Source organism: Pedobacter sp. D749, from assembly GCF_019317285.1.
Taxonomy (GTDB): domain Bacteria; phylum Bacteroidota; class Bacteroidia; order Sphingobacteriales; family Sphingobacteriaceae; genus Pedobacter.
Genome location: NZ_CP079218.1, coordinates 1926486 through 1952487 on the forward strand (window position 1 = coordinate 1926486; position 26002 = coordinate 1952487).

Annotated in this window: 19 protein-coding genes; 6 read left to right on the forward strand and 13 right to left on the reverse strand. The window is 43.6% G+C overall.

Annotated features, from left to right (window positions below; genetic code table 11):
- Positions 1-17 precede the first annotated feature (17 nt).
- Genes KYH19_RS07690 through KYH19_RS07700 form a run of 3 tightly spaced genes read right to left on the reverse strand, consistent with a single transcriptional unit; the run spans position 18 to position 5549 of the window.
- The gene (locus KYH19_RS07690; RefSeq protein ID WP_219078212.1) at positions 18-1316 is read right to left on the reverse strand and encodes a TolC family protein; all 1299 of its coding nucleotides are present in this window, start codon (positions 1314-1316) and stop codon (positions 18-20) included.
- A 10-nt stretch (positions 1317-1326) separates the two neighbouring features.
- A complete protein-coding gene (locus tag KYH19_RS07695; protein WP_219078213.1) occupies positions 1327-4458 on the reverse strand; it encodes an efflux RND transporter permease subunit in 3132 nt (1043 codons plus the stop codon).
- A gap of 59 nt (positions 4459-4517) precedes the next feature.
- Positions 4518-5549 (reverse strand): efflux RND transporter periplasmic adaptor subunit, encoded by a 1032-nt coding sequence (locus tag KYH19_RS07700; protein WP_219078214.1) that lies wholly within the window; start codon positions 5547-5549, stop codon positions 4518-4520.
- A gap of 1184 nt (positions 5550-6733) precedes the next feature.
- Between KYH19_RS07700 and KYH19_RS07705 the strand changes: the two genes are divergently transcribed.
- The 5 genes from KYH19_RS07705 (at position 6734) to KYH19_RS07725 (ending at position 14521) form a co-directional block, all read left to right on the forward strand.
- Positions 6734-7996: a DUF2268 domain-containing putative Zn-dependent protease gene (locus KYH19_RS07705; RefSeq protein WP_219078215.1), complete on the forward strand. Its 1263-nt coding sequence runs from the start codon at positions 6734-6736 to the stop codon at positions 7994-7996.
- A 530-nt stretch (positions 7997-8526) separates the two neighbouring features.
- Positions 8527-8865, forward strand: a complete 339-nt coding sequence (locus KYH19_RS07710; RefSeq protein ID WP_219078216.1) for an NHLP leader peptide family RiPP precursor — start codon at positions 8527-8529, stop codon at positions 8863-8865.
- 133 nt (positions 8866-8998) lie between these two features.
- Positions 8999-12253 (forward strand): type 2 lanthipeptide synthetase LanM family protein, encoded by a 3255-nt coding sequence (locus tag KYH19_RS07715; protein WP_219078217.1) that lies wholly within the window; start codon positions 8999-9001, stop codon positions 12251-12253.
- A complete protein-coding gene (locus KYH19_RS07720) occupies positions 12246-13472 on the forward strand; it encodes a JmjC domain-containing protein (protein WP_219078218.1) in 1227 nt (408 codons plus the stop codon). The genes KYH19_RS07715 and KYH19_RS07720 overlap by 8 nt, the downstream gene beginning before the upstream one ends.
- Positions 13472-14521 carry a hypothetical protein gene (locus KYH19_RS07725; protein ID WP_219078219.1) on the forward strand — a complete coding sequence of 350 codons (1050 nt, stop codon included), beginning with the start codon at positions 13472-13474 and terminating at the stop codon, positions 14519-14521. The genes KYH19_RS07720 and KYH19_RS07725 overlap by 1 nt, the downstream gene beginning before the upstream one ends.
- Before the next feature lie 62 nt (positions 14522-14583).
- Here the strand turns inward: KYH19_RS07725 and KYH19_RS07730 are convergent, their stop codons facing one another.
- The 9 genes from KYH19_RS07730 to KYH19_RS07765 all read right to left on the reverse strand — a co-directional run bounded on the left by KYH19_RS07730 (position 14584) and on the right by KYH19_RS07765 (position 23409).
- Positions 14584-15624, reverse strand: a complete 1041-nt coding sequence (locus tag KYH19_RS07730) for an FAD-binding oxidoreductase (protein ID WP_219078220.1) — start codon at positions 15622-15624, stop codon at positions 14584-14586.
- Between the two features lie 181 nt (positions 15625-15805).
- Positions 15806-16528 (reverse strand): hypothetical protein, encoded by a 723-nt coding sequence (locus KYH19_RS07735; protein ID WP_219078221.1) that lies wholly within the window; start codon positions 16526-16528, stop codon positions 15806-15808.
- Positions 16529-16531: 3 nt separating this feature from the next.
- The gene (locus KYH19_RS07740; protein WP_219078222.1) at positions 16532-17323 is read right to left on the reverse strand and encodes a hypothetical protein; all 792 of its coding nucleotides are present in this window, start codon (positions 17321-17323) and stop codon (positions 16532-16534) included.
- 495 nt (positions 17324-17818) lie between these two features.
- Positions 17819-17956 carry a hypothetical protein gene (locus KYH19_RS07745; RefSeq protein ID WP_219078223.1) on the reverse strand — a complete coding sequence of 46 codons (138 nt, stop codon included), beginning with the start codon at positions 17954-17956 and terminating at the stop codon, positions 17819-17821.
- A 523-nt stretch (positions 17957-18479) separates the two neighbouring features.
- Positions 18480-18611: a hypothetical protein gene (locus KYH19_RS24195; protein ID WP_255562587.1), complete on the reverse strand. Its 132-nt coding sequence runs from the start codon at positions 18609-18611 to the stop codon at positions 18480-18482.
- Between the two features lie 972 nt (positions 18612-19583).
- Entirely contained in the window at positions 19584-20786 is a 1203-nt protein-coding gene (locus KYH19_RS07750) for an SEC-C metal-binding domain-containing protein (RefSeq protein ID WP_219078224.1), read from the reverse strand.
- A 4-nt stretch (positions 20787-20790) separates the two neighbouring features.
- Positions 20791-21348, reverse strand: a complete 558-nt coding sequence (locus tag KYH19_RS07755) for a hypothetical protein (RefSeq protein WP_219078225.1) — start codon at positions 21346-21348, stop codon at positions 20791-20793.
- A gap of 94 nt (positions 21349-21442) precedes the next feature.
- Positions 21443-22636, reverse strand: a complete 1194-nt coding sequence (locus KYH19_RS07760) for a putative phage abortive infection protein (protein WP_219078226.1) — start codon at positions 22634-22636, stop codon at positions 21443-21445.
- Between the two features lie 17 nt (positions 22637-22653).
- Positions 22654-23409: a DUF559 domain-containing protein gene (locus KYH19_RS07765; RefSeq protein ID WP_219078227.1), complete on the reverse strand. Its 756-nt coding sequence runs from the start codon at positions 23407-23409 to the stop codon at positions 22654-22656.
- A gap of 168 nt (positions 23410-23577) precedes the next feature.
- Here KYH19_RS07765 and KYH19_RS07770 point away from each other — a divergent pair, with 168 nt between their 5' ends.
- Positions 23578-24873 carry a hypothetical protein gene (locus tag KYH19_RS07770; RefSeq protein ID WP_219078228.1) on the forward strand — a complete coding sequence of 432 codons (1296 nt, stop codon included), beginning with the start codon at positions 23578-23580 and terminating at the stop codon, positions 24871-24873.
- Here the strand turns inward: KYH19_RS07770 and KYH19_RS07775 are convergent.
- Complete coding sequence (locus KYH19_RS07775; protein WP_219078229.1) at positions 24870-25949, reverse strand: HNH endonuclease; 1080 nt, start codon at positions 25947-25949, stop codon at positions 24870-24872. The genes KYH19_RS07770 and KYH19_RS07775 overlap by 4 nt on opposite strands.
- Between the last annotated feature and the right edge of the window lie 53 nt (positions 25950-26002).

Here is a 26002-nt window from a genome sequence, read left to right on the forward strand (position 1 = left end):
TTTACACAACATTGATGTTAACGTTCTATTGAACCAGTTGCTTTCTGGTATGCGGCCGCATCAATTTTATATTGAACCTTTGCTTCCAGCAGGTTACTTTTTGCCTGCTGCCAGATTGTTAGTGCTTCCAATACATCCTTGCCTACGATCGTTCCGGCCTTGAAACGGTCATTACTCAGTTTAAGGTTTTCCTCTGCCTGGCTTAGTGATAAATCAGAAAGTCCTATCCGTTTTACACTCTGGCCAAGTTGCAGAAATGCTTGCTGTACTTCAAGAGTAACCTGTTCTTCCCGTTCCTTTAACTGATAGCGTTGTGAGGAAACTTTGAACTGTTGTTCCTGTATTTTTTTTCTTTTTCTACCCCAGTCGAAAACAGGTATGTTTATGCTAAGCATACTGTAATATGAAGCCATGAAATTATCTTTATTAGTGGGATTGATCCCGCTTTTTCCAAATGCTGTTATCCCGTTCAATGCCAGGCTCACACCAGGCTTAAGATCAGCCGCTAACATTTTTTGTTGCAGCTCTGCTGTTGATACCGACGTTTGAAGGATCTTTATTTCCGAACGATTGCTTGGCGCCTGTTGCATCGGGGAATTATCTATTACAGTATTTATTGGCGCGTCCAGGAAATCCGCCACTGTAAAATCCGTGCTGTCTGTCAATCCCGTAACCTGTGCCAGGTATAGCTTTGCCATGGTCAGGTTGTCCTCTGCACGTGAAATATCAAGCTCATTTGCATTTTGTTGTACCTGAGCCTGCAATACATCATTTTTATAGGTAGTTCCGGCAGTGAAATGGTTATTGAGATCGGTGTAAAGGGCAGCCAGTTGTTTTTTAGTTTGCAGGGCTAGTTTGATCCGTTCCATGGCAGATACCACCAGCCAATAGGCCCTTTCGGTGGTGAAGAGTACCTCAGTTGTAACAAGAACTTTCTGCTCCTGCCTTATCTCTACACCATTTGCTGCAATCTCCTTGCCAAGCCTAACCTTGCCACCTGTATAGATGGGCTGAGTGATCCCCAGGCCAGAGCTTAGCCCATATTCGGGAATAATCGTATTTAATGGTTTCCCGAAATAAAAACCGGTTATCGAGCCATCCACAGAGGGCCTGCCTCCAACATCCTGTTGTGCCTTTTGCGCCCTGGCAGCATTGATGTCTTCCATTGCTGCCTTGATGTTATTGTTCCTTTCCAGGGCCATCTGCCTGCAGTGTTCCAGTGTCAGAACCTGCTGCGCCATTGTTATTTGCGGGATCATACAGCCTGTAAACAACAGGGGCATATAGGCTAATATTTTCTTTATCTTGAATTTCATTTTATTATTTTTAGTGATGTGCCGGTTTATACTGTATGTGCTCATCTGCATCAGGTTGTCCATCTTCTTCGTGTGCCTTGACCGGTTTAATGAATTTATAATAAAGCACGGGAACAATGAAAAGCGTCATGACCATAGAAACGATCACACCGACAGCCAGCACACTGCCAAGTGGTGCCCACATGGGTGATTGGCTTGCGATCATCGGTATAAGGCCAATGGCAGCAGCAGAAGAGGTAAGGAAGATTGGGCGCATTCTTCTTTTTGCAGCGGATAAGGCAGCGGCCTTTATCGTATAACCATGTTCAAGTATGAGCTCATCCGTATAATCTACCAGAATAATACCGTTGCGGACCACGATGCCCATCAGGCTGATGATTCCCATGAATGCAAAGAAACCCATGGAGTTGCCCGTTAGGTAAAGTCCCAGCATGGCACCCAAAAGACTCAGCGGAAAGGTGGAAAGTACGATCAGTACTTTGCCCATACTCTTGAACTGGAACAATAGCACCAGAAAGATCAATATCAGACTGATCATAAGGGAGGTACCCATATCAGGTCCACTCTCCTGGGAGGCTTCGTCTTCTCCACCATAACTGATCCTGATGCCTTCGGGCAGCTTCAATTTGTCTATTTGAGGACGTATTGACGCGATAATGGCACTGGCCTTTACACCCATCTGTGATTCTGATGAAACAGTAAGGGTACGCAGCCCATTTCGGTGAGCAATAGCACCGGTGTGCCAGGATGGCTGAAGGTCAACTACCTCTTTCAGTGGTATCCTGGTATTGTATCTGGAGGTGAGGCTCAACTGTTCCAGTGAGCCAAAGTCTGATCTGTTGCTGGCATCCAGTCGCAATAGTATGTCGACCGGTTTGTCTCCCTCCCATAATCTGGATACCGGGTAACCGTTTATTTCGGCACCCAGGGTTTGGGTAATCAGCGCCTTACTAATACCGAGCCTGCTAGCCTGGTCTTCCTTGATGTGGGCATTGATACCGAAATAATCACGTTGGTAATCTGTTCTGATCCAATTTGTACCCTTAGCGTTGGATAAGATGGCCTTGACCTGGAGTGCAACTTTTTTCTGGTCGGCCAAATCCTCACCGATGATACGTATCTCGACTGGTGCCGGCTGTTCTTTGATCGATAACTGGCGTACACGCACATAACCATTCGGCAGGAAGTTCTCGAATTTCCTGAGATATTCTTTGATCATCTCCTCAGTTGCATCTTCACTTACCGTATTGATGAATATCTGTGCATAGTTTTCTCTGGCTGGTTCCGGTGCATAGGTCGAATAGAAACGCGGTGAGGATGTGCCAATAAAACTTGCGGTCGTCACGATACGTTTATCCCCCTTTATGGCAGCTTCAACCTTTTGGACCGCTTTCTCTGTTTCAAGTACACTGGTTCCATTCTGCATCCATAATTCGAGGTTGAACTGGTTCCTTTCTACAATGGGGAAGAACTCGGTTTGTACATGTCCGCCGATAAAGAAAGCAAGGAAGACTGAAAGAACCCCTGCTGTAAGCGTACTCTTTGGCCAGCGCATACAGAATTCCACGGCCTGGTTATATCCGTCTTGTAAACGATCCAGTATATTCTTTTTTAAAGGACGTTCACTTATCTTGTGTTTGAGTCCCTTTTTCAAAAAGATATAGCAGAGATAAGGAGTCAGGAAAATTGCCACCAAAAATGACGCGGTTAGCGCTACACCGATGGCAACAGGAAGTGCCTGGATGAATTCCTTCGACATGCCATGCAGGCAGATTGCCAGCGGGGCAAAGGCAAAGATAATGGCCGCTGTGGCTGTAAATACGGGCACCATTAACTGGGTAGCACTTTGCCAGGCAGCCGTCCATGAAGCTACACCCTCATCAAGCTTTTCGATATAATTATCTACAATAACGATGGCATCGTCTACAACCATACCCAGTACAATAATTAATGCTGCAAGCGTAACCTGGTGGAGTTCGACGCCGATGATGTTAAGCACAGCAAATGTAATTGCTATAGAAACAGGTGCCGCAATGGCAGAGATCGCGGCAACACGTAGTGGCAGCAGCAGCATTACAACCAATATCACGGATAGGATGGCGATGCCAAACTCCAACATGAAATGGCCAAGGCGTTCTTTGACCACCGTAGGTTGGTCTACAATTGTCTTTACACTGACATCACCAGGAAGGTTGCTTCTTACTTCAGCGACCTTTTGCTCCAGTTGCTTCCCCAGTTCCACGATGTTGCTTCCAGGCTGCATTTCTACAGTCAGCATCATCACATCGTTGTTACCAACTTTGATCTTGTTTTTGAGTTCCTCATAACGGCGTTCAATCCTGGCCACATCTTTTAGCCTTACCACGATTCCCGCAGGTGTACTGTATATGATCTGGTCGCCGATGGCAGTTTCGTTTTTGAAACGACTGCCTGCAAAAATAGGTATCTTGCTCGCTTCCAGGGTAAGGTCGCCGGTAACCTGGGTTACATTTTGCGCCTGTAAAACCGTTGCTATGGTATGGAGGTCAAAACCATACTGCCGTAACTTTTCATCCTGTACTGTGATGTATATCTGTTGCCGCTGTCCGCCATAACGTTTGATCTTGGAGACTGCCGGAATCGTTTTGATACCATCCTCCAGCCGGTCAAGATATTTTTCAATATCGGCATAAGAGCGCCCTGGGGCAGTAACGGTTATCATCTGGGCTACCACATCCCCAAAATCACTGTTGACCACGGGGCCAAGTACCCCCTCAGGTAGTACGCCCCTCATATTCATGTTGAGGCCATGTTGCAGGGTGCTCCAGAACTTCTTAGTGTCTTTTACATTGTCGTTCAACTCCGCGGTAATGATCACCTGACCTTCTTTCGTTTCCGATTTGGTCTTACTTTTCCGAATTTCTTCGAAACTAAAAAGGTATTGTTCTATTTTGTTGGTAACTTCTTTCTCCATCTGGATCTCATCTGCTCCAGGGTAGGCAGCTATGACAAGCGCTTGCCGGACTGTAATCCTGGGGTCTTCGCTACGGGGCATGGTAAATAGGGCAATGACGCCTGCCATAACCAGTATTGCTGTTATTGCTAACGTTATCTGAGGGTAACGCATAGCTGCCTCGATAACATTTATTCTTCTTTTCTTCATTTTAATGAGCTACAATTGATGTGCACTGGTGAATAGGTACTTGTTGTATCCGATAATCTTTACAGGCCAACTTTCTGGCCGTCTTTGATATTGTCCTGACCTGACACGATGATACGGTCGCCGGCCTGAAGTCCGTTGGTCACCAAGATGGACCGGTCTGACAATCCCCCTGTGCCGATACGTTTACGGATCGCCCTGTTCTGGCCGTTCACTGTAAAGACATAGGCAAGGTTGTCGGCGTCGTGTACAACTGATTCGATTGGAATGGTAATAGCGTTGGTCTTTCGGGAAGTGCCGATACTGATATCCGCAATCATTCCCGGCAACAATGTGCCCTTTGGATTGTCAAGCCTTATCTTTACGGAAAAGGTTTTTGATGCTGGATCTGCAAGCGGATTGATGATGGTGATAGTACCGTTGAGCTGCTGGTTCAATGTCGGGATAGTAATCTTTGCGGTCATCCCGTTTTTCATTGCACCCACTTCGCTTTCCGGTACGGCAATCCTCGCATAAACCTGATCCGTCCTGACAATGGTAAATGCTGCGACACCCGGTGCAGCAGCGCTCCCGTTTTCGATCATTTTTGCTGCGATGATACCAGTCATAGGTGAATAGAGCTTGCTGTCGGCAATATGCTTTTCGTTTATCCCTTTGTTGGCCTTAGCCTGGGCTAGTCTGGTCTTGATATCCATATAGTCCTTTTCCGGAAGGCTGCCTTTCTTATATAGCTCATCTAACCTTCTGTATAGATCTTCGGCCTGTTCCAGGCCAGCTTTAGCTATGGATAACGCGTAGGTATATTCTGTAGCGTCAATACCAGCCAACAACTGGCCTTTAACTACATGCTGTCCTTCGTTAACCATGATCCGGTTTACGGTTCCAGCTACAGAAAAACCGACCTGAGCGGTATTGTCTGGTTCGATTGTTCCCGAATAGCTTAGCATTTGCTGGCTGTCGATTGAAGCTACAGTCGTTACCGTTACTTTGGCAGGGAGAGTGCTTTGCTTTATCTCGTTTTTTTGTGTACAACCAACTAGAGTAATCAGTCCGGCAGACAACATTCCCAGGCAGGCATGGTTTGTTATTTTCATTTTTGTGATTTTATTAATTTAACTTTTATAGCAGATTTTCATCCCGGCAATCAAGTATTGTTAAGCTTTGCATTTGAGGCAGGTTTAAAAAATGTGCTGTTTTGACCCGGGCAAAGGTCATGTTTGATTTAGGAAGATTTGGTGATAATCACGGGCATTCTATGGACGAATCACGTTTTTTAATACCTGGTGGAGATACCGATTAGGCATCAGGGAGTAGGAGTCATAGGTATTATAGGATTTCAGTCGGCAAGGAAGGGAGGGGATTAGTTTGGTGCTTTAAGAAGCATACGACTACCGATAGATTTTGAATCGTCTGGAGAAGGTGAAGTTGGGTCTTTTATAGAACTTTCCCTTTAAGGTGGTTTGTCAGATATTGGGAATTTCATTAAAAGTGTGCGCCAGATTCATTCCAAACTATTTAGCCAGCTTTTTACCACCAGGCGTCTCGTCCTGAAATTACTTGTGGTTTTTGAGTTATAATACTAGAATCAGTTTAAATCATTAAAGTCCGAAAAATTGCGTTTATAAGCTAAGAGCCTATTTAAATTTTATTCAATTACATTACTTCTCCTAGTTTGTCACAAGAACGAAGTCGATTGCTTCTCTTAACTATAAAAAATTGTCTTCGACTACGCTACCATTGACGTTATTTTACAAAAAATTATTAATCAGCATTTTAACTGCTTTCGCATTCCATCCAGTTAGGCCATAGCACGATATCCCCGTTCTACTTAAATCCGGCCTAACAAATTTTTCGGGCTGTACTGTCCAAGCCAACCTACCAGCTTCGAAAGAAAAATTTTCAGCCGGCAGTTTTTGTTTTTTCACTTGCTTTTATTTTTTCAATTGTGTTCAAGCTAGCTGCGCTGGTCTTTTTGATGCCAAAAAGAAAGAGCCCTTCGGCGGCGGCGAGCCGAGGCAAGACCGCGCCCTGGGACAAGAGAAGACAATTATACGTCACTCATATTGATTTTAAATAATTAATTAACCCTCAGGATGACATACGAAATGAATTTTACTTAATTTTAAACAGGCGCTAAGTTTTTTGCAATTTAGAAGGACTAAATTAGTCACCATAAAATAAATTTCTTCCTGGAAGCAACGTTGAATAAATTAGATTGTCTTTTTAACATATAATTCCTAAAATGACTTTTTATAACCCTACCTCAAAAAAATGGTTTATGCTCAAACAAATCTATTTATCACTTTTATTATTACTTAGTACCTGCGCATTTGCGCAAAACATGCAGAGCAGAAAGGCTGATAGCTTATACGCAGTCAAAAGTTATATTGCTGCAGGTCGTTATTATTTGCTTGCAGCTGATACCGACGAATTTAAATCCTTAAAACGTAATGAATATTACAATGCTGCCTGCTGTTACGCGTTAAGCGGTAAAGCAGATAGCGCCATGCTTCTGCTTAAAAAAGCGGTTGAAAATGGTTATAAAAATGGAGCACACCTAAAGGTAGACACCGATCTTGATGCACTGCATTCCATGCCCGATTGGACTACATTAGTTGCCAGGATTGGAAACATCAAGGCCAGCACAAATGATCCGCTGAAAGCTAAACTTGTTACCACCGACATCAAAAATTTCTGGAAGGCATATGACCTTGCACATCAGGACACCGCCAACCGTTTAGCTATTTATAAAAAATATTACGTAGAACCAGGTACAGTTGGCTTGCAGGACTATTTTGCCATAAAGGTAGGCAGCGTAAAAAAATTCGTACAAACGCACGATGGTAAGCCTAATTTTTACGCCGCAATCCGTAAGAACACTTTTATGGTTGAGTCGCAAAAGCCACAGATGATAGCTAGCTTTGTGAAGTTTAAACAACTCTATCAGGCGGCTAGTTTCCCCGACGTTTATTTTGTGATTGGCGCGTTTACATCGGGTGGTACATCGACTGAAAGCGGGCTACTAATAGGTCTTGATCAGGGTGTGCGTACATCCGATATCCCGGTAACAGAACTTACGCTTTGGCAAAATAACAATTTCAACAATCTATCCGGTTTGCCCAACACAATAGCGCATGAGTTGATCCATTTTAATCAGAATGGGATGAAACGAGATACTTCGCTTTTACACGGTGTAATGGTAGAAGGTATGGCCGATTTTATTGGCGAACTAATATCGGGTAACAACGCTAACCCACGTTTGCACGTATGGGCTAAAGGTAAAGAAAAACAAATATGGACCGATTTTGAAAAGGAGATGTACTTGAAACGCAGTTATAACTGGATAGCAAATTCGAACCAGGAAACTGCAGATAAACCGGCTGACTTAGGTTACTGGGTAGGATATCAAATTTGTAAAGCTTATTATGATAAAAGTGTCGATAAAGCCAAAGCCGTAAATGATATGCTGAATATCAAAGATTACAAAGCTTTTTATCAGGAAAGTGGTGCGCACATGCTATTTATGAATGCAGCAAATTGATGAAGTAATCAGCTTGTCAGAAGAAAATGGCTAATCTGCAATGCCTGGCAGGGATGTCGCGTTTTGGCATTGGTCAAAATACTATCCTTTAGATGTTAACGATCTCATTTGCGTCAGTAGCACCTCGATCGGATTATAAATACAAATTTCTGGGAAGATGTCTACATTGAGTTAGGCTCAAAAAGCAGTGAGATCGTAAAATTGGCATATACCGTCTTTCAGAAACACATCTATTTAACCGGCTTTTTATGCACTGAGCAAAGAGCTTACATCAATCTTTTACAAACGCCCGATAAAAATAAATTTGAATTCGATGTTGACAATTTAATTGGGCTTTACATATGTCAGATGCTAACTTTTTAGACTATCTAAAATATATGCTTAAATATTTAGCCCTAAATTTTCCGCTTGATCCTTAGTGTTTACTGGTCCTGTTTTGTTTTCATCCAATTTCTTGTTAATCAAATAGATTTATTTGGTATTGATCCAATAAATCTTTACTTTCAAGCAAAATTAAAACTTTCGAACTAATGGATTCACTAGACCGTGCCTCAGCAGAAGCGCAAATTATCAAAAAAGCGATGAAAGACAGTACTTTCCGCGCAAGCCTTATCGCAGACCCAAAAGCAGCCATAGAACAGACCTTAGGCATTACGTTGCCTGCCAATGTTTCAGTTAACGTTTATGAGGACACTGCAACTTCCTTCAATATGGTATTACCGGCAGCAAGCGGATCAGAGCAAATGGGTTCCGATATCGGTAGCGCAGCAGATTGCAGCGGCTGGTCGTCAGCGGCTGGGTGTGCTTTTGAATGTACGCAGTGCGGTAACAATGATACCACTTGCCAGCCTGGCCCAACTGAAGAATAATTCTTTTTTCTCGGTTTAAGTAGCACATAGCCTCTCTTTTCAGCGAATTTGATTAATTGTCGCGTTTAAAAAAAAAGTGGAGTAGTACTGTTTTTGCCATTTTTTATCAGTCCGCGATTAACAGTTATTTTTAATGAACGAACAATTATATCATACAGATACCGCAATCAAGGCTCTGAATTTGTACGAGCGGCTTATCTTACTAAAAAATACAGATGATGCGTTATTGGCCGATTCTTTGGAAAAGGACCGCATTGATCGTTGGCAGCAGGTATCCGCCCTGGGTGATGAAGCAAAATTTAAAAAACGGCTGAGCCAGGATGGTATTGCCGAATGGGAAGCTTATGCTGTATTAAATCCCGAAAACCTTGTCTGGCCGGAGTCAGAAGACCCGGCCTGGCTTGTTTTTTTCGATGAGGTAAGCAAATTGGCCAAACAATTGCAGCCTATCGAAATTTTTAGACCGGAGCATGATAAACATGCTTTCTTTCATATTGCTTTACCTTTTTACCTGCACGCATTGCGGCAGGTGGAGAGATTTTTTGACCATTCTGATGAGATCCCCCTTGATGGTGCTTGTAACTGCCTGAAGAGCCTGCTTACGGGCTGTTTGGCTAATGCAGCAGCACTTGAATTCAATATATTTAAAGCCGGGCGTGAAAGCGGGCTAGGGGCTTTGCTGCGCAAAGCAACGGCACCGGAAAACAATAAATCATTATACCGAAGTTTCATCAGGGAGATATACGTCAACCGCTGGGACACTTTTTTTTCTGAATATACGGTGCTTACACGACAGCTGTGCGAAGTTGCCCAAAATTGGATTGCCTCCATGCATCTTTTCATGGAGCGGTACCGAGTTGACCGTCCCGGTTTGGAACAGTTATTTAATAATGGGCAGTCGCTTGGACAGATCAGCAAAATCAGCTTTGGTTTGTCCGACAGGCATAACGGTGGAAAAACGACTGCAATCCTGACATTTGACAAGGGCGTTAAAATGGTATATAAACCCAAACCTTTGTCTACCGAGTGTGTGCTTGAGGCCATAGTAAACTGGATTAACCTTGAAGAAGAGCTTATCGGCCTTAACGTAGCGTCGGTGATCGATAAAGGCGATTATGGCTGGCAGCAGTTCATTGAAAACAATGGTTGCGATACCGAAGAAGACGTAAAGAGATTTTACATCAGGGCCGGTTACCTGATGGCGATTGTATATGTAATGGAAGGTTATGACTTTCATTATGAAAACCTTATTGCAGACGGTGCTTTTCCCTATCTCATCGATACGGAAACCATTTTTAACCCTTACAAAGAAATGGAGATGGCAGAAACCGGCGTGCTTAACGCGGCCCAAATGGCCAGCGAAAAAGTTTACTATTCGGTATTGCGCACCGGGATGTTGCCGAGCTGGAATATTCGTAAAGAAGGCGCAAAAAAAGACATTAGCGGATTGGGCGGTGAGGAAGGCGCAGGCATTGAAAAGATGCAGCGCTGGGTTGATGTGGGTACAGATGATATCAGGTTGGAACCGGTAGAAAGGCCGGTAAGGAAGATGGGCAACCAGCCTTTTATTAAAGGGGAGGACCCTGGCTCATCGGAAAATTACATAGACGAGATAACAAAGGGCTTTTCCGATATGTACACCTTTATCATGCGTAATAAAGAAAGTTTTGGCGAGTTAATACGGCAGTGGGAACACGTAGTGGTACGTTTCGTGCGTAAGCCTACCAGGGTATATTCAGACATGATCGCGAAACTGACAGAACCAGAATTTTTGCGGGATGGTATGGACTGGAGCATAGGGTGCGAAAGTATGGCGCGACTATACCTGGCGGCCGACCTGGGTAATTACGGCCAGTGGAACCTGCTAAGATCGGAATATGAATCTTTGATCAGGTCCGATATTCCTTATTTCAGACTCAAAGCAGACAGCCTTGATATACAAGATGGCGAAAACAAGACACTGGTAAAAAACTATTTTACCACGCGGTGTTTTGAACGCATTATAGAAAAAACGAAAGCACTGAACGAAAATGACCTGGCCCTGCAGGAGCGGTATATTCGCTATGCTTTTTATGCCCGGGCTGCCAAAAGCTTCCATGACGATACACGTTCAGCGATCTTAAATAATGGCTCTAAAAAACGGGATATTGGTGACATACTTGCAATTGCTCCCAGTGATTGTATCTCGGTTGCCAAAATCATAGCGTCTGAACTTGAACAAGAAGCGTTAAGGTCTTCGGATGGCTCCATGGCGTGGATAGCACTTGAATACCTGAAGGAGGCCGATATTTTTCAATTTAAACCCATCTCTTATAACTTATACAGCGGCGCAGCCGGGATAGGTTTCTTCTTTGGTGCATTGTTTAAAGTCACCGGCGAAGAAAAATATCATCTTTTGGCAAAAGCGGCCATGACCCCGATCATGCGTATTGTTGATGAAGAAATGAACGAACTGGTGCGCTACAGTGGCGTAGGTGGCGGCATAGGGCTTGGCTCTCTGATATATGCTTTTGCATCGCTTGCTGTTTTTTTTCAGGATGCAGCGTTCGGCAAAACTGCAACCGCTTATGCACTCAAATGTGCGACACGCATAGACAACGAAGTGCTTGAAGCTGATAAAAAGCTTGATATTATTTTTGGCTCTGCAGGCTTGTTACTTGGGCTGATCAAATTATTCCGTGTAACAGGCGATGGTGAAGTCATGCATAAAATAACGATGACCGCAGATCATTTGTTGAAAAACTGTAGAGACACGGCGCAGGGCGAGGGCTTGGTGCCAACTTATGGCAACAAAGTTATTACAGGCATGTCACATGGTGCTTCGGGTGTTGCAATTGCATTATTGAAAACATTCGATTTAACGAAAGATGAGCGTTACCGGGCGACAGCAATGGCCCATATCGATTTTGAAGAAAAAATGTATGATGCCGATGCTGCAAATTACCCTACTTATCAAAGTACACCTACGGAAAATAAATTTATTACGGCCTGGTGTCATGGTGCACCTGGTATCGGCCTGACGCGGTTAATAGCTTACCAAATAACCCATGATGAAAGTCTGAAACCCCAGATTGAAAAAAACATGGAGGTTACAACCGCATTTTCACTGGAACACCTGGATCATATCTGTTGCGGCAACTTTGGGCGGCTGGATATCGGGTTAGAATATGCCCGGTTTATTAAAGACGAAGCATCGATCGAGCGTATTAAAAGAGAAGCGGCTTATATTGTGAACCGCTTCTATGAAAATGATGGTTTCCGGCTTTTTATAGACGCGCCGATCAAAGTGTTTTCGCCCGGCCTTTTCGTTGGCGCTACAGGCATCGCCTATAGCTTATTAAGAATTGGTTTCCCTGATCAACTTCCAAGCGTTTTGGCCTATGAATAATCAGTGTGATATCAATCAACTTTTTGGAGAAATCTCCTGGCAAGGCTTCATTGAGCAATACTGGCAAAAAAAAAGCTACTATGTACAAGGGCAAAACACTGAATATTTCGCCAGCCTGATATCGCGGCAAGAAATAGATACCCTCATCAAAACGAATGGAGGAAAGACCGATTTCGTTATTTCCCTGATCGGGGGGAAGATTGTCAACCCGGAAAAAGGCGTGGGCCACAAAGCACCAAGTTACTGGACCGCTGGAAATGTGTTTGAAAGCTTTGAAAAAGGAAGCACGATCAGGCTTGGAAACATCGCAAGTCATTGCCTGAGCATACGCAAATTGCAACAGCATTTCGAAGCCAATCTTCAAACGGATATTAACATTAACCTTTACCTTACGCCTCCCGGTTCACGCGCATTTGGAGCGCATTATGACGACCACGATGTTTTTATTGTCCAAATAAGCGGCAGTAAAATCTGGAAATTATTTTCACCGGCCGAAGAGTCGCCTGTCGAAGTACTTCACCGCGGCAGGGCAGGGTGGTTGAAAAAAGAAATGCCTGGCAGCAAAAAAGTGCGCCCGCTCCCGATACCGGATGAAGAGTGGTCTGTTAAGATGCAGGCCGGTGACCTGCTGTATGTACCCCGGGGGCATGTGCACCAGGTATATTCGGAAGATGAAGAATCGCTGCATCTTACCGTAGCTGTTACCGTAGTTACCTGGTATGAGGTGGTGGTACAGGCGCTGCTCGAAACTTTAAAAGAAAGCGATGCACTGCGTGAGGCGCTACCGCCTGACATTAGCAATAGAAATTTTAACACACCGTACTTCAACAACCGGATTGCTGCGGTTAAAGCGGATCTTGAGAAACACCTTACACCAGAGATCATGCGAGATTCAGTTAATGAAATAGCTCGTCGTTTCGTTGTTTCCAGGAACCCCGTGCCTGACAAGTCGGCGCCCATACCTGAGTTCAGCTTAATAACCAGAATGCGTATCCGGCCAGACATGGTGTACCGCGTTGAAGAAAACCGGCGCGAGATGGTATTTTATTATTCGGGCAGCTATTTGTTAGTTCAATATGAGTTGTCCGGTGTGCTGGAATATATACTGGCTCAAAAGGAATTTATGATCGCTGACCTGCCGCAAGAGAATAGTGAGCTGGTAAGGATAAATTTTATCCGGAAGCTGTTTGAGGGCGGATTTTTAGAGATAATAAGCTGATGCGCGACGAACGGATGCTGGATGATTATTTGCGGGAATTTGTTACGCAAACCCCTCAAGATCTGATAGGGAAAAAATCATTTCAGGGTATATTGGGAACAGCGCATTTGTTACCAGGCTCTGTAGTGTTAAGTACTTTTGGTTTCGAATGTCCCTTGAGTAGCAACGAAGCCGAGGCCGATTTCCTGGTGTCATTCCAAAAGAAAAATAATGGACCGTTTCTGTTAAAGTTATCGGCGGAGAAAAATTTCGGACGAAGCGCTGTTTGGGACGATGTTGGCAAGTTGGCCGATTTCTGGGCCGGTAAACAATTGATAGATGATTTCTGGCTTGAGTTTGATATACAAGGAGAAGCACCCCTGGTACCAAGTCTTTTTTTCAGGCCATTATACAATAGTTTAGCCGAACTCGAAATTATTCTCCATTATTCTTTGAGCGCGCTTACCGGCAACGAAAGCACAGCACAACTCAGCTCACAGGTATTGCAATTGGTTGCTTTATTACCTGATCGGGCACGGATATTTCAGATTGGCGCCATGCGTTCACGCCCTGTTCATGGTATCCGCTTGTGTATTCACGAAATTTCGCTTGATGCAATTTTAACTTTCCTCAAAAAGATACCATACCCCGGTTCTGTTGATGAGCTCAAAGAGATATTGATATTTCTTCAGCCGCTGGTGCACGACGTTGCCTTCAGTATTGATTTGAGTGAAGGTATCGGTGCAAAGATCGGCCTGGAATGTTATGTGAACCCCAATTTTTCGGCAGTTGAGAAACAGTCCGCCTGGACGAAAATGATAGATAAGTTTGCAGAACACGATTTGATCGATGCGGCAAAGCGCGTTGCTTTGAAAGAATTTGGTGCTTATACTGCCACCGGGCAACTATTTAAGGAACTGCCGGAGGAGCTTGTTCGGGCTATGGCCCTGATGGAACGCCACGCGGTAAGTACCATGTGGCAATACTTGCATCATTTAAAAATAACCTATGATCCGGGTCGCCCCCTGCTGGCAAAGGCTTACCTCTCGGTGCAGCATACGTGGCGTTAAGTTATTGCTTTACAAACCTAATGTGCTCATTTAAATGACTTTCAGTAGCTCGGCCAATAATTTTATCGTATAAGGTTTGTGAAAATTCCCTGCGGATCGAGTTGGTGTTTTACCTTTTTGAAACCTGATACCACATCTCTACCAAAATACCCTGTATAATCAAAATCTTCAAATGTAAACTCAGCCTGCACATAGCGGCGGAAATATGGTTTTTCAAGAATGAATTCGGCAAAATCAGCTTCGAGCAAACGCAACAGCCCGATATCAAAACCTTTGTCATGCCACGGCTCTCCCCATATCCCGAGCGCCACCAGGCTTTCTTGCTGCGGGTAAATAAGCGGTGGATTGAACTTTTTGAAAGCGATATCATACCTGTATAAGGGCAAATTTACCCAGGTACGTTTGTGCACATGGCTGATCGTTTTCAATCCCTGAATGGCTTCTTCTACGTGCTCAGGCGTGGTGAACAGGTTATACCAGGCCAGTTTATTCCAGTGATGATTGTTTGAGGATATTTCACCGGTAATGTCCTGCGGATATTTTTCAGTGCCTTTGATTGGCCTTATCTTCAGGCATACTTCATAAATGTAACCCAATTGGCTCATTGAGCCAAAAAGCCATTCAAATATACCATCACCAAAAGAGCTGCGTACAGCCTTTCCACAACCGTTAACCAGTATCACGTGCTCCACTGTTTCCCAAAAACCTCCGTAACGCTGACTTGTAGCGCCAATACCACCTGCTGATAGATAGCCGCCCACTGTAGAAGCCGGTGCTGTACCATCGTTGTAAACCAATAGCTCATAACCATATTTCCTGAGTGTTAGGTTTACGTTCCATATCGCTGCACCGGCTCCTACCGTAATCGTACCTGGTTTTTCAAAACGAAAATGCCTGATAAAAGTGGTCAGTAACAGTAACTCGCCATCCCTGGGTAAAGACGAGCTGTTCATAGAATGCCCATTGCCGCGGATGCGAAGCGGTCGCTTTTGACGATATGCCTCTGCTATCACTTGGGTAATGTCCTCTAAAGTTTGAGCATTCGTTGTATCATAATTCACGGAACTTTGATGATGATCGCTGTAATCGGTTAGTTTTTGCATGATCAAATAAAATTTTAATCAGATGTACGAAAATATTGTCGGCTTAAAATATAGAGCTGCTAAGGTTGGTTTTATTTAGGCAGGCCCAAAGAGCTGGTAATCTCAGGTATATATTTGCTTATTGATCAGCTGTAATAGTTTAAATCAAGCTGGATGAAATAGCGTATTACACAAGATCTCTTTACTCCAGAAAATAGCTCAAAATCTTATATTCTCCGTTTATTCTGCCAAAGTCAAAGTGGACATGATTGTATTTAGTTTTTTGAACAGGTATTTCGATACTAACAGAATAGATACTGCTTCCTTTATCAGTATAAGCCTGTAATTGAGCTTTATAATCATTATCAGGCTTTACATCGCCAGGTAGCCTTCCGATGATATCTTTTTGTCTAGTTTCAGGGATGTTTTCTAATATCTCATCTGTGAAAATTTTACTATACTGCTCATCGAATTGTTTTTTGTTCATCATTCCACCTTTCCAATTTTCTGAGCCCAACACCTCGTATTCATTGTTTTTTTGATTGTATTTCAATTTTTCTCTGGTGGTTTGGAATGGAAAATGGATCATCGCTGAGATTTTTGCTTTATCTTTAGTTTTAGCAGCAGCCATGAACTTTAAATAAAATAATGCGTAATGATAACCATCGCCAGCTGTGGTGTCATATATGTAATTTTCTACTGGAAACATACCTTTTTCAAGTTTAAGATCATCGACGGTTTTATAGAACGATTTTACGTTCATGTTAATTTTATCTGTTACTTTTTTTACTTCCTGAAGACTATCCTGAACATGTGTTTGGGGTGTATTCGTCGTGCCATTTTCAATGGTTATGGTTTGTTTAGGATGATCATTGCATGCTATAATGAACAGAGGCAATATAAAAAATAGGGGTTGGTATTTCATAATTTAACTCTTTGCTACAGTCACTTTACCCAGTTGCTCCATTCGTTTAAGTATCACAGCTGTACCTACTTGATCGGATATTTCATCACCATACCACTTAGTCTTATAATTATTTTCCTTCAATTCTAAATATGCTCCTTTGCTGTAAAAATCTGATCCACCCCAAAGATATGGAGAATTTACTCCGTGATACATCTCATAACCAAAACCGTTATATTTTTCTAATCGTATTAGCATGTTTTTAAGATCCCAATGATCGTTCCAACCGTCTTTTTTTCCTTGGAATATAAGCGCATCAACAGCACTTTCTTCAAAACTAAATGGGGGAGCGTGTAGAACATAAGGTCTATGCGCTGGTACTTTTCTGGTAAAATTCTTTAAACTATCACCATTATGCAAATGCCTTGAGAAGTCATTTCCAGATTCTCTATAATGTACAAGTGCTATAAAATACCATGGAATTATAGCACCGAGTGTATCAAAGCTCATTATCGGTTTGCCGTTAATTCGTCTTTTTAGTTCAAGACTTAAAGGATTAGATTTTCCGTCTTTACTATCCGGCGGGGTTTCTGGTAGTCCATGCAATGTTCTATTTATTTTAATTCTTTCTTCCACAGGTATACTGGGTTTCGCGGATGGGAATAATGGCCATCTGTACATACTTGGGCGGTTTAACTCTTCTCTTACAAGTAAAGCAATCTCTTGGTATCTACGTTGATTTGGCAGTATCGAGTTCTGGATAATGTTGTCAGCCTGCCCCTGAGTAGCAAGTTTAATCTTTAATTGATTATACATATCTAAGAAATGTATTGAGTTGATACTAAAGCGTGTCTTTGGCATACTAGTGAGACTAGATATCTGTAATTTAGACATAACATACTATAAAGCAAAGACTTATTTTGTCTTAATTATCGCTTTTCGCATTAAGATTACAGTACAAAGAACTTCAAGAGCAGGAAAAAATATAAAAATCCCATTGCAGATCAGTACAATGGGATTCTCTTTATATCTAAGGATATTATTTTTTCTTTAGTTCTAAACGTATGTTTTTAACAAAGTCAACTGAAACCTCTGCAATTTTGGTGATCTGTTCATCAGCTAGGTCAAGCTCCAATATCAGGTTTCTACAATTGCATGTTTCGTCTTTTCTTCGCCTCTGCGGTACAGGAAGTCTTTTTCTGCACTGAAAATTTGCTTATTGTTTCCATAGCAGAAATTTTGATCTTTGTTTTCATGCTCTTATTTGTGTATTTAAAAGCGGTCGGCACATGAGCTGCCTACCAGAAAGGGTTAAATTGAGGCGAATATCTGTCTTAAAGGCGCCATGTCACTACTTACCTTTTCATCCAGCATTTTTGCATAGAGTTGGTTGGTGCGGATAATCGCCATATTGACCATATTTGCCAATTGGCCGGAAATACCAATCATGTTAGAATTGGTTCTGATCTGGATGGTGCTTTCGGAAAAGAATAATGTCCTTAGGACCTGGAGACGATTGCAGATTTACAAAAAATACCGGCTTTATTTAAGAAGAGAGGTTATACCGATACCGATGTTGAAAACCTGATGTATGGCGACTGGTTATGTTTTCTAAGAAAGGCCCGGGCATAAATACAACCTTACAAAAAAATAAGTAAAACTATATTTTGGCTTGTATTAGCGATTTCGGCAATTAACGCAAAGCGTTTTGCGAAGCAACAAATAACGTTGCACGATATAAAAACCCCAGTTGCTGGTAGAAAGCAGCATAAAAGATTTGCTTTCGGGGATGAATTTGAAGAAGACTTAATTCCGCGTTTGTAAAAAAAAAGATCCTGTTTGCCCTTTAATTTTGATCATAACAACCCTGAAAACCATAATTTTAGTATCTTAGGATAATCAGAAAGAGATGATCACCCAAATCGATCCATCTGATTAAAAAACTCCAAAAAGAATATTCCAAATTCCACCTTCACGCCACATTTACCCCACGTTTTAGCCACCTTCCGGCCGGGTCTGCTTCGTACCTGCTTGCACTCAACTTCACACCTACTTCGGTTGAGTTGTAGTCCTGGTGTAGATTCGGTAGGTCAAAGATTTGCATTGCTTTAGATCTGCAGGTTAACAACAAGTAAATAAAAGGTGAGGAGCGGGTTATCTTAGGGTATTGTTGGTGTATAGCTGTGTCGGAGCAGGTCCAAGTAAAGGAACAATAAACGGCTGTTCGGGATTTTAGCACAGTGAAATCCTTTTTAAACAAAAATCCTCCAATGAGCGTTGGAGGATTTCTGTGATCCCGCTGGGATTTGCACCTAGTGTTAAAATCAGCGTTTAATAGTATTTAATGCGGTTTTAAATTTTGACTCACCTAATCTCTCACCATTTTTTTTGGCACGTTTTAGCTGCAATTGCTATAGTGTAAATATAACCATTCTCTTTTAAAATTGGAAGTAATTTAAGTTACTAATCACTGCGCGGTTCGACTCCGGTACATAGTACATCGTTTGTACTACCGAAAAGAAGTACGAACGATTTTTTTGTAGTCACCTTTACAAATTTTACTTTAAATTCACTCGATTGATATCAGTTGAAAAAACCAATATAGTGACCCCACTTCGTCAAACCAAGAATCAATTGACAAGCAAGATTTTATAGCAAATTTATTTTCGGAGAGAGGGAGTATAGTTCATATGTTTTATCCTGCTGTAATTAGGTTGGTTTTTTCAGAAATGCTTAATAAAATAGCTATTTAAATGCTGAAAAAGTAGCGTTCTAGAAACCCCAATATCGGCAATGTGCGAAATTTAATAATGTGGAGAAAAATTGTCGCATTTAAATCTAAAAAAGAGCTAAATTGTATTATTGTTTTGTACACCATAGAATAGCAGTCCAAACGGACCATTTAAATCAATTCAAGCCCAGGGATACTTTTATCCCGGGGTTTGTTGCTTAATAAGGGGCTTATTTTTTTTCATGCTCCATGAGTAAGGTTTAAATAGAAACAGCAGAACCTCACTTTCCAGTTTGATTCCTGAATGAATTCCCCCCGTCAAAACGGCAAGCTGTTTTTTAAGACCTAGATGTTTTCACCATGGCACTTTTTCAACTTTTTCCCCGAACCACATGGACATAGATCATTGCGGGCAATTTTTTTGCCCGCTCGCCTGGCGGCCGAACTGGCATCGCGAAGCTGTCTGGCCGTTTTCTGGTGTTTTTCCAGGCCAACGGTCAGCACATCGTCCAGAAACAGATTGGGATGCCATCCCGATAACAGGTTGTTCACCACGTAGGAGTCCACCGCCGATACTGCCACGCCTGCAGGCGTATTAAACCAGCCGATCAAGTTGGGGACCAGCCATCGCAAATGCTTCAGCCAGCCCTGGGCACCACCTTTTCTTGCACTTGAAGCAAGTATTTTGATCACCTCTGTGCGCTTATAATCCTCGCTTTCCAGCCATTCCCGGAACTTACGGCCATCCCGTTCGCCGCGCATATCGACGATGGCCTTTATCGTGATCACGCCATTGAGATATAGGTTCGCCAGATCGGGCAACTGTTTCATTGTCCCGATCTCTTTAAACAATGCGATCGGATCCGGCGTTTTGCCAGCCATGTAGCCTCCCAGCTTTCCAGACATGATTTCCCTTGTGCCAAACTCCGTAGACAGGGTAGTCAGGCCAAGTTCCTGCTGATAAATCAGGCTTTTGTTGGACTGGTTCAACCGGTAAAGCGGTAAGGTGTCTCCATCACTCACCAGTGTAGTTGTATACGATCCTTCAAAGCCCAGAAGCCTGGTCAGCCTTCCGTTTTTCAGATCCGAAGCATCTTCCCGGGTCACCAGCTCCGAAACCCACTCACCGTCAACCTCGATACGGGTATGATCAGCCAGAAAAATAAGGTGGTCCAGCATTTCCCTGACCTTCGCCCCGGTGTGCTTCGCCTTCAGCCGGCCATGAATCGCGTCCAACTGAAGCGCTGTCGAATTGCTGAAATTCATCAGCATATTTACCCCATCGTTAGGCAGAAAAGCAGTAGAAGTACCGCCGTCATCAATGATACGCAAAATGCCCTGCCTGAACAGATAAAGGGTATTGGTAATCCCAAGCAGTTCGATCACTGGTTCTAAGATATCCAGACGTATCACCAGCTCGTCATGGGTCAGCAGTGCGGTAAGGAGGCGGGAAAGCCCATGCTGCTTTTCAAATGCCTCCAGTTCAGGTGCCTGTTGGCCAAAAAAACCTATCGGATAACAGAGGTCATCCAGCAATATCGTACTCATCTATTTAGGAACGGATTAACAAGGTTCTGAGAAAAACGAGTTTGTCGGCCAGCGCATGTCTGATCTTCGCAAAATCCAAAGCCTGATCCGTGGCATATCCCGCAAAGCCCGAGTCCCGCGCCTCCACAAAAATCCGCTCCTTTCTGATCAGTTCAACAAGGCCCTGGTGAAGCGTCCTGTAATTTTCCGATCCGCGGACGTGCTCAACCGCTCTTCTGAACAGATCCAAACGGTCTACCTCTCCAAAACCTTCAATATCATTGAGGTTGTGAATGAAGTTCTTCGCATAAGCCGCTACCGACGCCACTACAATCGCCTGGTATTCCCGCTCAGCATCCAGCAGCAGATGGAGCTGGTAAATATTGTCCCGCTCCACATAATTGCCTGCAGCCAGGTAGACTTCCTGCAGATGCTGGGCATAAGCCTCCAAGGGCTCATAGCCCTCAAAATGCAGCACACTGCCACCGGCAACCGTTTCCAGACCCGCCGGCAGCTCGAGCCCATGCTGAACAAAGTCGCTCGGATAAGTATCTTTAAGGCTGATGCTAATTTCTTTTTTCATAAATGCTAACTTTTTCTGCCACAAGATAATTTTTTCGTGTTTAATTGCCGACTAAAACTTTCCCACAGGTACTTAGCATACATTTTTGCTGTGCCTATTCCTCTGATTCGTACTTGATTTCCGGATAGTAAGTCCGGTACCTGAAACCGAACAAACTCTCCCCAGGCAGATTTTTGATCAGGTTATACTCCGTAATGAGGTGATTTTTGCGGCGAAGTTTATCCACCTGATCTTCGTCCATATTTTCCGTGCGCTTGTATTCGGCGAGCAGTTCCCATTTCATGCCAAGCGTAGAAATGCTGTTGATGAAAAAAAGTGCCTGCTCATAGGTAGACAGTTGTGCCCGGAGCGTTTTGCCATATAAATATTTCTCCTTCCGGTCTAGATTGTGGTGATAATGAAGATACTTATAGGTCTGAAACAGATGACGGAAATAATGACCGAGGCGGTGCTGATGCCCCCCGTAATATTTGGTGTAATCATTACGTGCTAAAAAACGCAGTTCATCATCGCTTAAGGTGGGATTGGTAATTGTTGCCCTACGTTTATAATCATAAAGTTCGCGGATCTTGGCCCGCTGGGCGCTGACTGGAAGTGACCTAAAATACACAAAGTTTTGAAAGCGTTTCTCATCTTCCCGCTGAGGCTTTAGCTTAATATAAGCGAGCAGTTCTCTGAAATGTGCATTATTATACCTGCTTCGAAAACGGTGCGTGAGTACCTGCTCACCCTCATTGCCTATACCAAAGAAAACAATACAGTACGCGGTATCGATCATGGCCATTTCCTTGACATCGATATACGGGCTGATCCTGTCTGCAATCCGCTTGAGTTCGGCCTGGTATTTGGGAAGGATATAGTCATCGGTCTTTCGGAAAAATTTTTTCACCTCAAAGTAGCATTCCATAAATTCGGCATAAATAAGACGGAACACCTTCCGGTTCTCGGCCAGCTCCTGATGATCAGAAAGCGATCTGGAAAGCCGCATCTCGGCCACGTTTTCCCGGTGCAGTCTGAGCATTTCAAAAAAAGCAGCCTCGAAAGCTTCCCGTTTGTTCTGAGTGGTCTGCTCGCGGAAAGATAAATAGATCAGCGCAGTACCCGTGAGGGCGAAAAGGGTGCCCACAATGCCTCCGATAAAGTCCCCGACCTGGCCGGTTACATCCATCATCCATTCTCCCTCACCGTTGATCTCAAATGGAGCCGATAGCGCGTAAAAGAAATAGACAGAAATACCAATACCAAGTACGGTCAATAGGGCAGATGCCCATAGTAAAAGGGTTTTCATATATGCGTTTTTGAGCATTAAAATTTAAACTGATCACTTTCGAAATACCACAATCCCTGGTGCTCATACTTCACACGTTCGTGCGTGCCCAGAACCCGGAGGTACTGATGGCCACAATGATTGCAGGATTGTTTTTTACGGTTGAGTATGCCTTCGGCAGACCGGCCGCAATCGGGGCAGGTAACCTGTCCCCAGCTATAGCCAGTCAGTAGTGTACGGATCTCCCTGCGGCCATAATTGTTACCGGTCACCAATTGCAGCTTTTCCCGGATCACATTGTCGATACAGGTCAGAAAGTCCGAAACATGGTTTTCGTTTTCAGAAAACTTCACAATCTCCTGGTGGATCTCTTTCGAGCTGAAGCGCATGACCAGCCAGCCGGCCGCCTGGAGATTGGCATCCTTTCGTCGGTCTTTCCGCACATGTTTCTCTCCATGTGACCTTTGCCCGTCCACTTCAATGGCGACTTTTACCGGATCATTTATCGAACCGCCATAAATGGCAAAATCAAGCTCATAATCAATTCCGGGAACCCTCAAATCATAGATATCCCGAACCAGAACCATCTCACCGGGACGGATCAGGTAATCGGTATGGTCTCTCGGAAACTGATTCAGGACCAGGAAAAAAGCTTTCTCCAGTTCACTTACATTCTTCTTCAGCAAAAAATCATCAATATCGCGCATCCAGAGATCCTTGATCCCATATTCATCATGCCGTAAACTGTAAGCAATCTGATCACGCAGATTTTCTATATAAGGGCTAAAGTCCATAACAAGTTATTGGCTAAAACATATCCCGTTGTGATAGGTCATAAACGCCCGGATTAGGGCATGGTCAAAATTGAGGGATAAGGCCCCCTGAAGTGCGTCGAGTCTTTTCATGGCGTTAATTGATTTGCTAAAATAGAAATCTTAATCTGAAATTCTTACCTTAAAGCCATGGATAGCAGGGAAAAACTTCAGGGCGATGCCGGCGAGCAAGCGGTCAACACGTTGGCCTTTGATACCTATTTAAAATACTGGTGTTATCCAGGTCCAAAGGATGAAAGCAATTTCGACAAGGAAATCTGTGACCTGCTCATCCTCTTCCAGGATAACCTGATCCTGATATCAGTAAAAAATTACGCGTTTAAAGGGAACTATAGCCGTTATTTCCGCTCCACACTTGATAAGGCCACTGCGCAGCTTGCCGGCGCGGAACGCCGTCTGCAGGACAACAGCAGACCACTGGTCTTTCGCCATGCAGACCTCGGCGAGATTGGTTTTGATCCTGCAGACTACCCCAATATCCACCGGATAATTGTCAATCACGATATCGCTCCGATGTTTTATCCCGCATCGAGACTTACCTCCGCAGGAAATTTTGTGCACATCTTCAACTGGGATGCCTTTCTTGGGGTGGTCAGGGAGTTAGATACCATTCCCGATTTTATCCAGTACCTGCGGGAACGCGAGCTGATCTTCGGTGGAAAACAGGTGACCATCATGCAGGGTGATGAAGCCGACTGGGAAATTGAGGTCCACCGATCCTTCATGGAATACAATACAGAATTTGTTGCCCCGGACAGTCATTTCCTGCTCATATCGGGACGCGAATTGGATTTGATGGCAGACTACCTTTGGAACAACCGGAAATTTAACAGTAATCTGTATAATCCGGTTTATCAGGGTGCCAGTTTTGAGTTCGACGGAAAATACAAGCGATATCTGGACCAAAAGGAAGTTCAGGCCAAAAAACAGGCAGACAGGCTAAGTTATTTCGTTGATGAGTTTGTCAAGCGGGAAGTGATGTACCGCAATGAAACCACCAATCTCGAGCTTGCGGTAGAACTGCTCTCACTGAGCAGGTTTGAAAGGCGTATCGTTGGGAGCGAATTTTTCGCCATGCTCCGGCAGTACCGCGATGCCGGACCAGATCTCCTGGTCCGTCGTTATGGGAAAACAAAGGACATGGTCATTGCCTTTGTACTTTATGGCAGCGGTATGCCCCACGATATGGTCCTCCACCTCAGTCAGCTCGCCGCCGAAGGTTATGCCTGGTGGAACAAATACAAGGAAAAAAAGATTGTGATCATCAGTTTCTCAAAAGAAGGCAGTGGTTTTAAATTCGGCCTTCTTAACGTGCAGCCCTTTACTGCCCAGCATGAAACCGAACTGGTACATGACCTCCAATTGCTGAAATGGTTTACAGATTTCCAGGTCTTTGAAGTCAACCACAAAGAATACCCAGGCTAAACCGCTGATGGATCACTACCGGTTGATTTCTGTCCACCGGTATCGCCCTCCATCACTTTTATGATCGAATCATAACGCAGCACAATCTCACTCTTCTCATTTTTTACCCTTTGAGCAGCGCCCAGCATAACCCTGAAGGCTTCGGGCTCCCCGAATCGCTGGACAAAGGATTTGTCCACCAATGGAGGTGCATTCAAAAGACCAATCTGTGCTTTTCCATCATACATCCAAAAATCATCGCTGCAGCATGCAGGAAACATCTGATAGATATAGTTCTGGAAATAAAGAACCATCGAGTGGCTCGGAATCACCGCTTTTTTATCCTTTTTCTGTGCCACAAAGGCCTGTGCGATCGGAAAGGGCTTACCGGGATTGACATAAATAAATGCCATGGCAAATGGATTACCTTTCAATAGCCCTTTTTCCTCGTTTACATCTGCAATTGCCTCATTGAGCCGGCCATAACTGGCGAAACTTTCCTCATCGAGCAGGGTGAGCAGGATCTTGGCGAGCGCCTTATAAACCATCAGCGGGACGTAACTGGGCCGGTCTGTTTTCAGCGTCACTTTCTTTTCATCCTCATCGAACACAATCCTTGCCTCAAAATCTTCTGATTCAACCGTTAGCCTTCGTGTTCCGGAACCATCATCCGAACTGTGTATCATCAGTTTTTTGTCTGCTGATTTATATTTGGGAATCCCTTCCTTGGCCTTGACCTGTGCCAGGCTCCGCGCCGCACCTATAAAGGCAGAGAATTCCGATTCATATACGCCAAAACGCATATTACAGCTGTCACATTCAAAATCTGAATATAAATTACTCCTGCCAAGCAGTTCAGGAATAACATGGGCATTTTTGTTGAATCTGACCTCGGGATAAGCCTTTTTACAAAATCGGCACTGTCTTTCAGAGGGCTTTTTGAGCCGTACTTTTTCCAGCTCATTCGGCTGGATATTGATCAGCTCGTAAGCTGAAAAAAAATCATCATACTGCTTTCTATACTTATCGGGCAGATCCATAACCAGATCCATGACTTCCACGCCATCCAAACCTTCCGATATTTTAATCTGATACATAAGTATTTCCTGCTTTAATAAAACAAATTACGGAATAACAATCAAAAGTACAG